The sequence below is a fragment of the Streptomyces sp. NPDC101776 genome, assembly GCF_044766845.1.
Taxonomy (GTDB): domain Bacteria; phylum Actinomycetota; class Actinomycetes; order Streptomycetales; family Streptomycetaceae; genus Streptomyces.
The window spans coordinates 328,601-340,423 of sequence record NZ_JBIWMV010000008.1; the positions used below are offsets into that span (position 1 = coordinate 328,601).

General features: G+C 68.2%; 12 protein-coding genes. 5 read left to right on the forward strand and 7 right to left on the reverse strand.

Annotated elements, in window-relative coordinates; genetic code table 11:
• Positions 1–2: 2 nt before the first annotated feature.
• The 5 genes from ACIRRY_RS26155 to hemL form a co-directional block, all read right to left on the reverse strand.
• Positions 3–770, reverse strand: coding sequence for a cytochrome c biogenesis CcdA family protein (locus ACIRRY_RS26155; RefSeq protein ID WP_403976906.1), 768 nt, complete (start codon positions 768–770; stop codon positions 3–5).
• A 6-nt stretch (positions 771–776) separates the two neighbouring features.
• A complete protein-coding gene (locus ACIRRY_RS26160; protein ID WP_403976908.1) occupies positions 777–1,379 on the reverse strand; it encodes a TlpA family protein disulfide reductase in 603 nt (200 codons plus the stop codon).
• Positions 1,380–1,456: 77 nt separating this feature from the next.
• Positions 1,457–2,755 (reverse strand): hypothetical protein, encoded by a 1,299-nt coding sequence (locus tag ACIRRY_RS26165; protein WP_403976910.1) that lies wholly within the window; start codon positions 2,753–2,755, stop codon positions 1,457–1,459.
• Positions 2,756–2,905: 150 nt separating this feature from the next.
• Entirely contained in the window at positions 2,906–3,595 is a 690-nt protein-coding gene (locus ACIRRY_RS26170; protein WP_403976912.1) for a histidine phosphatase family protein, read from the reverse strand.
• The gene (hemL, locus tag ACIRRY_RS26175; protein WP_403976913.1) at positions 3,592–4,944 is read right to left on the reverse strand and encodes a glutamate-1-semialdehyde 2,1-aminomutase; all 1,353 of its coding nucleotides are present in this window, start codon (positions 4,942–4,944) and stop codon (positions 3,592–3,594) included. The genes ACIRRY_RS26170 and hemL overlap by 4 nt, the downstream gene beginning before the upstream one ends.
• Positions 4,945–5,862: 918 nt before the next feature.
• Here hemL and ACIRRY_RS26180 point away from each other — a divergent pair.
• Positions 5,863–6,300, forward strand: a complete 438-nt coding sequence (locus tag ACIRRY_RS26180) for a hypothetical protein (protein ID WP_019061278.1) — start codon at positions 5,863–5,865, stop codon at positions 6,298–6,300.
• Between the two features lie 67 nt (positions 6,301–6,367).
• Here ACIRRY_RS26180 and ACIRRY_RS26185 read toward each other — a convergent pair whose 3' ends face one another.
• On the reverse strand, positions 6,368–7,705 hold the full coding sequence (locus tag ACIRRY_RS26185; protein WP_403977006.1) for a tyrosine-type recombinase/integrase: 1,338 nt from the start codon (positions 7,703–7,705) through the stop codon (positions 6,368–6,370).
• A 1-nt stretch (position 7,706) separates the two neighbouring features.
• Positions 7,707–8,021 (reverse strand): helix-turn-helix domain-containing protein, encoded by a 315-nt coding sequence (locus ACIRRY_RS26190; protein WP_403976914.1) that lies wholly within the window; start codon positions 8,019–8,021, stop codon positions 7,707–7,709.
• Positions 8,022–8,484: 463 nt separating this feature from the next.
• Between ACIRRY_RS26190 and ACIRRY_RS26195 the strand changes: the two genes are divergently transcribed.
• From ACIRRY_RS26195 to ACIRRY_RS26210, 4 genes are all read left to right on the forward strand, one after another.
• Positions 8,485–8,727 (forward strand): helix-turn-helix transcriptional regulator, encoded by a 243-nt coding sequence (locus tag ACIRRY_RS26195; protein WP_403976916.1) that lies wholly within the window; start codon positions 8,485–8,487, stop codon positions 8,725–8,727.
• 136 nt (positions 8,728–8,863) lie between these two features.
• Entirely contained in the window at positions 8,864–10,123 is a 1,260-nt protein-coding gene (locus ACIRRY_RS26200) for a DUF3631 domain-containing protein (RefSeq protein WP_403976918.1), read from the forward strand.
• 193 nt (positions 10,124–10,316) lie between these two features.
• Positions 10,317–11,090: a DUF2637 domain-containing protein gene (locus ACIRRY_RS26205; protein ID WP_403976920.1), complete on the forward strand. Its 774-nt coding sequence runs from the start codon at positions 10,317–10,319 to the stop codon at positions 11,088–11,090.
• Between the two features lie 346 nt (positions 11,091–11,436).
• Complete coding sequence (locus ACIRRY_RS26210) at positions 11,437–11,823, forward strand: plasmid mobilization protein (protein ID WP_403976922.1); 387 nt, start codon at positions 11,437–11,439, stop codon at positions 11,821–11,823.

Sequence of the window (11,823 nt, forward strand, 5' to 3'; positions counted from 1 at the left end):
GATCAGATCCCTACAGTGAAGCCGTCGGACCAGCCCTGCATGTCCTGCACCAGCGCGTCCCACGCGCCGGTGAGCAGCAGCACGCCGGTCACGATCATCATGGTGCCGCCGACGCGCATCACCCAGACATAGTGGCGCTTGACCCAGCCGAAGGCGCCGAGGGCCTTGCGGAACGCGACCGCGGTGAGGACGAAGGGGACACCCAGGCCGAGACAGTACGCGACGGTGAGTATGGCGCCGCGACCGGCACTCGCCTCGCTGAGGGAGAGGGCCTGCACCGAAGCCAGGGTCGGGCCGATGCACGGAGTCCAGCCGATGCCGAACAACGCGCCCAGCAGCGGAGCCCCTATCAACCCGGTCGTGGGCCGCTTGTGGAAGCGGAACTCACGCTGGGTCAGCCAGGGCATCATCCCCATGAAGAAGACACCCATGAGGATCATGAGCACGCCCAGCACCTTGGACAGGGTGCCCTTGTTCTCCTGGAGGGTCTGGCCGAAGTAGCCGAACAGGGCCCCGCCGGAGACGAACACAACGGTGAAGCCGAGGACGAACAGTGAGGCACCCGCGACCATCCGGCCGCGCCGGGCGTCGCCCAGGTCGGTGCCGCTGACCCCCGTGACGTAGGAGAGATAGCCCGGGACCAGGGGCAGCACACACGGGGAGAAGAAGGAGACGAGCCCACCCAGTACGGCGATCGGCACGGCCAGCAACAGGGCCCCGCTGTAGACCGTCTGGTTCTGGCCCGGCAGGGCAGCGGCGGCGAGCAGCACGTCAGCTCACTTCTCCGCGATGACCGGGTCGAGCATCTCGCGCAGCTTGTCCTCGCTGAGTGCCTGGAGTGCGCGTGCCGCGATCTTCCCGTCCCGGTCGATGACGATCGTGGAGGGGATGGCCTGCGGGTTGAGGGTGCCCTTCTTGAAGCGGAGCATCAGCCGGCCCGTCGGGTCGTAGAGGCTCGGGTACGGGACCTCGTACTTCTTCTCGAAGGCGACGGCCGGACCGGTGCTGGTGTCACGGGTGTTGAGGCCCACGAACTGGACGTCCTTGTCCGCGGTGGCCTTGGCGACCTGGACCAGGTTGTCCGCCTCGGCGCGGCACGGGGAGCACCAGGAGCCCCACACGTTGACGACGAGGACCTTGCCCTTGTAGTCGGCGGTGTCGAGCGTCTTGCCGTCGATGGTCTTGCCGGACAGGTCGGGGGCGGCCTGGCGGTCGCCCTTCTTGACGGTCGCGATGCCGTCGGAGCCGGTGATGAAGTTGGTGTTGCCGGAGCCTCCGGAGGTACCTCCGGAGCTGCACGCGGAAAGCACCAACGCGGCGACGGCAACGCCGGCGGTCGACAGGACGGCGCGGCTACGGGCGCGACTGGCGGCACTCATGTGAAAAGTTTCGCATGCCCGTTCTGAGGATCTTGCGCGCCCCCCTCAAGGGCGCCCCGCGGGCGGAAAACCGCATTTCAGGCGGCGTCTCCGGAGGCCGTGGCGGAGGCGGTCGGGCTCGCGGCCAGGAAGGACTTCCAGCCGCCGGCCGGGGCCTGGCCGACATCGAGGGTGCGCAGCTTGGCCAGCACCTCGGGCTTCTGTACGTCGATCCAGTCGGTGAACTGCTTGAAGGAGACGAGCCGTACGTCCTCGCCCTTCTCCTTCAACTGGGCTATGTGCTTGAAGGCCTGCTCCACGGCGTCCATGTAGATGCCGCCGTTCCAGTGCTCGAAGTGGTTGCCGATGAAGAAGGGGGCGCGGTTCGACTCGTACGCGCGCTGGAAGCCGGAGATGTAGGCCTGCGCGGCCTGGGTACGCCAGCCCGGGTAGTTGTAGGCGGGCGCGTTGGTGGAGTTGACCGACTGGTTGGCCAGCATGTTGTAGTCCATCGAGAGGACCTCGAAGCTGTGCCCGGGGAAGGGGACGGCCTGGAGGGGGTAGTCCCACACGCCGTTGCGCTTCACGGGCCAGACCTGGCGGCCGCCGGGCGAGGAGGCGTCGTAGCGCCAGCCGAGGGAGCGGGCGGTGGGCAGCAGGTTGTCCTGGCCGAGGAGACAGGGCGTACGGCCGCCGACGAGTTCCTTCTCGTAGTCGAAGGGCAGCGACGGCAGGTCGTGCCAGCCGGTGTTGGTGCGCCACTCCTTCACGAAGGCCTTGGCCTGGTCTATCTCGCTGCGCCACTGCTTCGGCGTCCAGTTGCCGACGGTGCCGTAGCCGGAGCAGAAGTGGCCGTTGAAGTGGGTGCCTATCTCGTGGCCCTCCAGCCACGCGCGGCGGACGTTGGTCAGGGTCGCCTTGACGTGTTCGTCGGTGAGGTAGCCGATGTCGGAGGCGCCTCGCGCGTTGTTCGGCGGGTTGTACTGGCGCTTCTTGGACTCGGGCAGCAGATAGATGCCGGAGAGGAAGAAGGTCATGCTCGCGCCGTGCTGCTTGGCGAGGTCGAGGAAGCGGGGGAACAGACCGTTGCCCACCTCGCCCGCGCCGTCCCAGGAGAAGATCACGAACTGCGGCGGGGTCTGCCCGGGCTCCAACGCCACGGGCTTCGCGGGCTGCTTGGGCTGGGCGCCGGTGAAGGACGTGGAGCCGTCACCGATGGGCTTGGCGCGGGGCTCCAGGGACTTCTTGGGGCCACCGGAGTGCCCCTTGCCCGAACCGCCGGTGGGGCTCGACCCGTTCGACCCGTCCGAGCCGAGTGTGCCGCATCCCGCGAGTCCTACGGCCGCCGCGGCGCCCGCACCGACTCCGAGCGCTCCCCGTCGAGTGAGACTCCGCATTGCTTCCCCATCCGTCGCGTCCTCTGTGGTCTACCTGTGAGAGGACGCGACGGTCGAGAAAGTTCGCCGGGAACCATGTGGGTTGCGAAACAAATGTCACAGAGCTGTCACGGCACCCGCCCCTGACGAGTGGTCAACTCGTCTTTTTTGTCAGGCTCCGAACGCTTTGTCCTTCCCCTTGACCGGCTTCGCGCCGGCGAGGAGATGGGCCGGGACGAGATCACGGGCCGGCTCGGTGTAGCCGACGGACACGATCTTGTCGCCGCGGTAGGTGAAGGTCGTCAGGGACGCGAGGGTGCACTGCCGCTTGCGCGGGTCGTGCCACAGCCGGCGCCGCTCGACATAGGACCGCACGATCCAGATTGGCAGTTGATGACTCACCAGCACGGCCTCGTGACCGCGGGCGGCGTCCTTGGCGGCGTCCAGCGCCGCCATCATCCGCACCACCTGGTCGACGTAGGGCTCGCCCCAGGACGGCTTGAACGGATTGACGAGGTACTTCCAGTTGTCCGGCTTCTTCAGCGCGCCGTCGCCGACCCCGAAGGTCTTGCCCTGGAAGACGTTGTCGGCCTCGATGAGCCGCCCGTCGGTCGCGAGGTCGAGCCCGTGCGCCTTGGCGATCGGCGTGGCGGTCTCCTGCGCGCGCTCCAGCGGGGAGGCGACGACATGCGTGACATCGCGGGAGGAGAGGTGCTCGGCGACCCGGTCGGCCATCCGCCGCCCGAGTTCGGAGAGGTGGTAGCCGGGGAGCCGGCCGTACAACACCCCTTCGGGGTTGGCGACTTCGCCGTGCCGCATCACGTGCACGACGGTGATGTCACTGGTGGCGCTGCTGCTCATTCGGTGGCCTCCGCCGCCGCTCGGGCCGCCGCCGGGAGGGCGTCGGCGATCCGCTGGATGGCCCGTTCGTCGTGGGCCGTGGACACGAACCAGGACTCGAAGGACGAGGGCGGCAGATAGACCCCGCTCGCCAGCATCGAGTGGAAGAAGGCGGTGAAGCGGTACGACTCCTGCGCCTTGGCGTCCTCGTAGTTGCGCACGCTGCGGTCCGTGAAGAACACGGAGAACATGTTGGAGGCGTTCTGCAGCCGGTGCGCGACACCTTCCTTGCTGAGCGCCTCGGTGACGAGCGACTGGATCTGTGCCGATACGGCGTCGATCGTGTCGTAGGCCGCGTCGTCGAGGAGCCGGAGCTGGGCGAGGCCGGCGGCGGTGGCGACGGGGTTCCCGGAGAGGGTGCCGGCCTGGTAGACGGGCCCGGCGGGGGCGAGGTGCGCCATGATGTCGGCGCGCCCGCCGAACGCGGCGGCGGGGAAGCCGCCGCCCATCACCTTGCCGAAGGTCATGAGATCGGGGACGACCCCGTCGATCCCGAACCACCCTGCCTTGCTGGTCCGGAACCCGGTCATCACCTCGTCGGAGATGAAGAGGGCGCCGTTCTTGCCGCAGGCGTCCTTGAGCCCCTGGTTGAACCCGGCCGCCGGCGGCACGACCCCCATGTTCCCGGGCGAGGCCTCGGTGATCACGCACGCGATCTCACCGGGATGCCGGTGGAAGGCCTCGTTGACGGCTTCGAGATCGTTGTACGGCAGGACGATCGTGTCGGCGGCCTGGGCGCCGGTGACTCCGGGGGTGTCGGGCAGCGCGAAGGTGGCGACACCGGAGCCGGCGGCGGCGAGGAGCGCGTCGACGTGACCGTGGTAACACCCGGCGAACTTGATCACCTTGGGCCGCCCGGTGAACCCACGGGCGAGCCTGATCGCGGACATGGTCGCCTCGGTGCCGCTGCTGACGAGCCGTACCTGCTGCACGGGCTCGACGCGGGCGACGATCTCCTCGGCGAGCGCGACCTCGCCCTCACCGGGGGTACCGAAGGAGGTGCCGCGCGAGACGGCGTCGTGCACGGCGGCGATCACGTCGGGCTGGGAGTGCCCGAGGATCATCGGGCCCCAGGAGCAGACGAGGTCGACGTACTCGCGCCCGTCGGCGTCGGTCAGATAGGGGCCGTCGCCGGAGACCATGAACCGGGGCGTGCCGCCGACGGCGCGGAAGGCGCGCACCGGGGAGTTCACTCCGCCCGGTGTGACGACCGACGCACGGTCGAAGAGAGCCTCCGAGACGGGCGCTTCGTATGGATAGGGCAGGGCGCGCGGCGCTCCGCTCGGCCCTCCGCTTGGCGTTTCGGTCATGACCTGCGACTTCTCCGACTTCTACGGCTTCTACGGCTTCTCGGACTCGTGAGGGATTGCTGGCGCTTATCGCACTTCCGGGACTTGCTGCCCTTCCGGTACTTCTCGCGCTTCTGGGACTTCTTGTGCTTCGTGGGCTCCGGCGACTCGGTGACCTCCACAGGGTAGGCGGCGGGAGACCGGGCAGGGGCCCCCACCCGTCTGCGAGACTGGCACCTGATACACACGGATACACACAGCTCATGCGGGCGTCCGGTCGGGCGCGCGGTGTTCAGGGCTTGCGCAGATCCTGCGGACAGGTGTTTCAGCGCACGTTTCGGCGGGCGGCCGTGGGGGAGGTCACTGACACGATGATCGGGTTGCGCGGCGGGGCCACGCGTCCCAGAAAAGCAGTCGGGTGGAGATATGCATCGCGGTGGCGGGCTGGGCGAGGGGACTGACGACCTGGGTCCTCGGCGTGCTCAACGGGGGAAGCACCGGCGCGACGCGGAGGAAGCGGCAGAGGCGCGGCAGGGTGGGCCGGGGTCCGGGATGGGCTCGGGTTCGGGGTCTTCGGGGTCAGGTTCTGGCTCGGGTTCGGGGATGGGTTCTGGTTCGGGGTCGGGAATGGGTTCCGGTTCGGGGTCTTCGGGGTCAGGTTCTGGCTCGGGTTCGGGGATGGGTTCTGGCTCGGGGTCGGGAATGGGTTCCGGTCCGGGGTCGACTTCGGGGACGGGCTTGGGTTCGGGATTGGCTTCGGGTTCGGGTTCGGGTTCAATTCCCAGTCCAAGCTCGGGTCCAGGTTCGGCCTCGGGTCTGGGTCCCGCCTCACGTTTGGGTTCTGGTTCGGGTTCGGGTTCTGGTGAGTCGGATCGGAACGAGCGACGTATCGAACGTCGGATCGATCAGTTGCGGGCGGGGAGCAGGAATGGTGGTCGGGTGGGGGTGACGTACAAATACTTCGGCGCGCCGGACGGCGCGACGGCGGCCCGCGTCCCGATCTCGATGCGCCCCGAGGAACTCGGCGGCGACGAGCTCGGGATGAACGGCATGTTCACCAAGATCAAGCCGGAGACGATGGCCGCGATGGTCCTCACCGGCATCGAGGGCGTCCCGCTGAACAAGGTGCCCCCGCTCGAACTGGTGGTCCTGCACCCCGACTACGCGGTCGTCAAACTCCCGATGACGGTCGTCGACCCCCTTCGGGGAATCGGCGAGGAGGCGGTCGGCGCGGCGGCGTTCATCTGGTCGACGGTGCCGGACCGGGGCGGGCCTCGGGACGCCTTCAATGTGTACCAACTGCTGCACGAGTGGCAGGACTTCAGCCACCGGTTGCATGAGGCGGGGCATCAGCCTTATTGCCTTGTTTGGCCGTGACCTGGTGTTTCGTGGGATTCGGGCGGGGTCTTCGGGCCTCGCCTTTTTCATGTCCCCGGAGGGGCTCTCAGGCGGCCAGGGCACATTGAGGGCACATTGGTTTCGCTGAGGGTGCTGATGTGCCCTGGTCGGCGCACGGATCGCCGTCGCCTTCCGCCTCGGCTCCCGTTTCCGTGAAGGCGTCGTCGATCGCCTTGCGGGTTCGGGTCTCGCTGGACGGCAGCAGGTGCGTGTACGTCCGCAGCGTGAAGCCCGGGTCCGAGTGACCGAGGTACTCGGAGAGCGCCTTGATGCTCTCCCCCGCGTCCAGGAGCACGGAGGCGTAGGCGTGCCGGAGGGCGTGCATGCCGTCTTCCGGGGCCGCTTGGAGGTAGCGCGCGCCACGTTCACGCGGAGGGATCACGCCGGCGGCGGCCAGGGCGAGCTTCCAGGCGCCCATGTTGAAGACGCTGCGGTTGTAGGCCCGGCTCTTCTCGTCGACGAAGAGGAGGCGGAAGGTCTTCGGTTCGCTGTCCGGCTTGGCCCAGGGCAGCGTGACGGCGACGGGTGGGAACTCCTTCATGTGGGCCTTGAGGGCGGCGGCAAGTTGGGCCGGCAGGGGCACTGACCGAATCTTGTTGCCCTTAGGTAGGGCGAAGACAGGCTTCGTACCGACCAGCCGCACCTGGCGGTTGATGTGGATCCAGCCGCCCTTGAAGTCGATGTCCTCGACTGCGAAGCCGAACACCTCGCCCTGGCGCAGGCCGCAGCCGAAGGCGAGCTTGCCGCCTGCCTGGAAGCGCTTCGGGAGTCCGGCGATGACCGCGCGGACCCGCTCCAGCGACCAAGGGATGATCTTCTTCTTGGTCGCGGTCGGCAGCTTGACCGACTTCGCCTTGCAGGGGTTCTTCGGCAGCAGACCGTCCTCCACGGCAGCGCCGAGGATGCTGGAGAGGATGTCGAAGATGCCCTCGATCGTGGACACCTCCAGGCCGCTGTCCTGGAGCGTGCGGATCCAACCCTGAATGATCGAGGGCTGGTTGAGGGATCGGAGCTCGCGTCGGCCGAGGTGCTCGACGATGTGGTTGCGGACGGTCGCCTCGTAGCGGAGGGCCGTCGTCGGGCCGACGGAGTTCGCGTCGAGCCACTTCTGCGCGTAGGCCCCGAGCGTCTGCTTCGTCTCGGCGGGGACGACGTAGGAGCCGCGCCGGATCTCGACGTCGACTTCGGCGGCGCGGTTGTCGGCCGCGGCCTTCGTGTCGAAGTTCTCCTTGCGCTGTTGCCCGTCCAGGTCGCGGTAACGGACCTGCCAGCGCTTGCCGGTGCCGTGATCGGCGGTGGGGACCATCCGCTTCGTACGGCTCTTGTGGTCGCCGCACTCGGCGTCGGTGGCCTTGGGGTGGGACTTGTGCCAGCGGTCGTACACGTCAGCCAAGAAGGCCCCCCTGGATGTCGTCGAGGGACCCACCGAAGCGGGACGCGGGACCGTGAGCGGCCCACAACGGCAGCAAGGCCACCGGCGCGATACCGAGAGCCGCAGCGATCGTGACGAGGTCGTCGATGTCGCAGCGTCGGCGGGCGCGTTCGGTGCGGCTGAGGGCGGTGTTGGTCATCGGGCGGCCTATTGCGGTGCAGCGGGCGGCGAGCTGGTGCTGGGTCAGGCAGCGCGCGAGGCGGATGCACTCGATAGCGCGGGCGGAGTGGAGGCCGGCGGGGCCGATTTCGACAGGTCGGGATGCCATGACAGATAGCTGTAACTTGCAGCCGGGCATTATGGCAAGAGTTGGTTCTTAAACTCTACAGAAGTCGTTCGAGGCAGAGTGGCGTTCGTCTCAGCAATTCACGGCCTATCCCGAACCATTCCCACGAAGCGTCGTGCCAACTTCCCTTCACGCACGCGAAATGGGGGATTTAGGTAAGTTTGCATCTGACCGTCCAGAGGGAGAGCCGTAGCCCTCATGACAGCTCTCCGGCACATGTGAGCTGTGGCGACGCCCGTGGACGCACACTCGGCTGACTGTTTCGACGCGGGAATTACGGCGGCGGCAGAAGCGATTTCGGCAACCGGGGATCCACCCTTACCGTTTTGGAATCACCCGGTCACACCGAAAAGTGCTGGAGAGTTTCAGAACCAACTCTGGACCTTTCCGCCTGGGGTGTGGCTGTGTTGTCCAAGCACGATGTCCAAGACCGAAAAGGAGCCCTGTGCCGAATTCCTCTTCCCGCATCACCAACGCCCCTGCCACCGCCGAGGCTGCCAGGCGCGGCCCGCTCGCCAGCCCGCAGGAAGTCGCCGCCTACCTCGGCGTGCCGGTGAAGACCCTCTATCAGTGGAAGTACCGGGGTATCGGCCCCAACGTGCACAAGGTCGGCCGTCACCTGCGCTACCGCTGGTCCGAGGTGGACGCCTGGCTGAACGCCCGGTCCGCGTACGACCTCGCCGTCTGAAGCCGCCCATTCGGGACAGCGAAACGGCCCTCGTCGAGCCACCGCCGAGAGCCGCGAAGTCCCTGCCCCATCACCCTTGAATGATCGATCCGGTGGGCCGGGCCTTGCCCGTCCGGCCCACCAGGGAGGAACGCCTGTGGACGAACCTACGTCTCCCACCGCCCCCACCGCACTCTCGACGCCCGCCTGGCCGTCCGTCGCCGCCCCCGGACAGGGCCCACACCCCGACCCCGAGCCCTCGTCAACCGAGGACGCGGAAGCGCAGCAGGCCGCAGACGGGGCGGAGCTGCTGGACGAGCTGCGGGAAGCCATCGCGCGGTACGTGATCTTGCCGAGCAGCGAGGCTCTGACGGCGGTGACCTTGTGGATTGCGGCAGCGCATATCCAGCCCGCACTGCAGCACGCGCCGCGCCTGGCGGTGGTCGGGCCAGCGAAGCGGTGCGGCAAGTCCCGCCTGCTGGATGTGATCACGGAGACGGTGCACGAGCCACTGATCACCGTGAACACCAGCCCGGCGGTGGTCTTCCGCGCCATCGGCGACGACCCGCCGACGCTGCTGGTGGACGAGGCCGACACCATCTTCGGCAGCATCAAAGCGGCTGAGAAGAACGAGGAGTTGCGCGGTCTGCTGAACGCCGGTCATCAGCGCAACCGGCCCGCGCTGCGGATCTCCGGGCCGGAGCACAAGCCGCAGGCGTTCCCCACCTTCGCCATGGCTGCGCTGGCCGGGATCGGGGATCTGCCGGACACGATCATGGATCGGGCGGTGGTGATCCGCATGCAGCGCCGCAAGGGCGGCGAGCGGGTGGAGCAGTTCCGCTCCCGCCGGGACATCCCCGCCCTGCACGAAGTGCGCGACCGGCTCGCCGCGTGGCTTCGCCCACTGCTCGACACCGCCGCCGACCTGGTGCCCCCGATGCCAGTACAGGACCGTGCGGCGGACACCTGGGAGCCGCTAGTGATCGTCGCCGAACTGGCAGGCGGCTCCTGGCCGGAGCGGGCCCGCGAAGCGTGCGTGGTCATGTGTGCGGCCGAGGTGGGCCAGGACGACGAGTCGAACCTTAAAACCCGCCTGCTGCGGGACATCCGCCGCGTCTTCGCGCGCTTCGGCGATCCCGACATCATGCGCACCCGGGACCTGCTGGAGGAACTCCTCAAGGACCAGGAGGCCCCGTGGGCGGAGTACCGCAACACGGGACTGACCTCACGCCACTTGGGGATCCTGCTCAAGGACTTCGGCATCCAGGCAGCCGTTCTCCGCTTCGAGGGCGGACGGCAGGCCAGGGGCTTCGCGCACCTGCAATTCACCGACGCCTGGGCTCGCTACTGCCCCGAGGAGCCGACATCGACCTGTGGTGACGAGAGCGCTCGCCACGGGGAGGCCATACACCCGTAAACACCCGTCACACGCGTCGCATCCCAGGTCAGCCCCGTGACGGGTCGCGTAGCTGTGACGGGTCCTCCCGTACCACGCTGTGCTCCCGTACCTGCTCTGACCAGGCATGCGACGGGTGCGACGAGTCGCCGCACCTCTCAGTGGTCACCCCGCGATCGTGGCCGCCGACCGTTCCCTGCCTGGAGTACCCCGCGTGCCTTCGTCCACCGCCACCACGCCCGCCGCGATACCTGGAACCGCCGCGATCCAGCTCGGCATCGTCCTGCTCGGCACGATCGGCTTCGCGCTCTCCTACGACGCACTGCGTCAGATGGCCGTCGCGATCCACGTGCGCGGACTGCTCACCTACGCCTTCCCCCTCGTGATCGACGGGTTCATCGCCATCGGCGTCGGCGCCCTTCTCATCCTGCGCAACGCCCCGCTGCACTCCCGCTTGTACGTGTGGGCACTCGTCGGGATCGCCACCATCACCAGCATCTGGGCCAACGCCCTCCATGCCGTCCGCCTCAACCAGCAGACCCGCCAAGGCGATGGCCTCCATCTCGACGACTTCACCGTCGGCGGCCTGTCCGCCATCGCCCCGCTCGCCCTAGCCGGCGCGGTTCACCTCTACATCGTCGTCCACCGCCATGCCGCTGCTCATGGCCCAGCCAACGTGGCGCGAGATGCTGCCGATGTGGCTCCGGACACCGCCGAAGTGGCTGAGGGCTCGCAGTCCTCCACCGAACCGCAGGATCGCGAGCACAGCGAAATCTCTCCCGAAAGGCTCGCCCTCGCGCGTATTGCGCCACTGGGACGCAAAGGACGTGCCTCACGCCGCCACATCGAAGCCACCTTCCGTAGCAGGGACTTGACCATCGGCAGGACGGAGGCGGACAGGCTCAAGGACCTCCTTCAGGCCGAACTCGACGAAGCCGCTTCCCAGCAGCAGAGGGAACTCGACACGTCCCCCGCAAGGGCCGCCTGACCCCTGCGTTCGCGCCGACCGCCCCGCCTCCCGGGTTCACCCCGTGTCCCCGTGTCCCCGTGCAGCCGAGCACGGGGACAGGGGAGCCGCGCGCAGCGAAGTGCCCGACACCCAAGCAATCCCCCGGAGACCCCCCATGCACGACCCGTACCGCGAAATCCTCACCCCTCAGCAGGAGATGACCACCGACCTCAACAGCGCAGCAAGTTGTCGGGTAAGGAGTCCTTACCCGGCCCCCGCCCCGAGGGGGACGGAGGCGTCCGGCGCAGCGCCGGAGTCGGCCGGCCCGGGGGGACCGACCGAGGAAGGGGACGAGACCAAGTCGTCGCGCGCTGTGCAGCCGTCCGTGCCGCGTCGCCGATTGCGTCAGTCGCGTCTGCGTGAGCGTCGTGTCCATCCCCGTTACAGCAACAGCGAGTTCGCTGAAATCGCACGCTCCGCCGGCATCAGCCGGATGCCGGTCGGAGGTTACGTCGCCGAGGCATCCCTGGCCGCCGCCCGCGCCGATGACCCCACGGCCGCAGTCGCCGACTACCGCGCCACGGTCAAGGCATTGATGGCCGCCAACAGACAGCTCGGCGGCGTCGGCAACAACCTCAACCAGCTCACCTGGCACCTCCACAAGGACGGCGCCTGGCCCCAGCCCGACACCGTCCACCGCCTCCTGGAACGCATCGAAGCGGCCATCGCCACCGTCGACACCGCAGTCGCCCAAGTCGTGGAAGGTCGGTGA

Excerpts from the sequence above, each read along its gene's own strand:
- ACIRRY_RS26160 (WP_403976908.1), bottom strand. The coding sequence starts at position 1,379 with ATGAGTGCCGCCAGTCGCGCCCGTAGCCGCGCCGTCCTGTCGACCGCC.
- ACIRRY_RS26165 (WP_403976910.1), bottom strand. The coding sequence starts at position 2,755 with ATGCGGAGTCTCACTCGACGGGGAGCGCTCGGAGTCGGTGCGGGCGCC.
- ACIRRY_RS26170 (WP_403976912.1), bottom strand. The coding sequence starts at position 3,595 with ATGAGCAGCAGCGCCACCAGTGACATCACCGTCGTGCACGTGATGCGG.
- hemL (WP_403976913.1), bottom strand. The coding sequence starts at position 4,944 with ATGACCGAAACGCCAAGCGGAGGGCCGAGCGGAGCGCCGCGCGCCCTG.
- ACIRRY_RS26190 (WP_403976914.1), bottom strand. The coding sequence starts at position 8,021 with ATGGCATCCCGACCTGTCGAAATCGGCCCCGCCGGCCTCCACTCCGCC.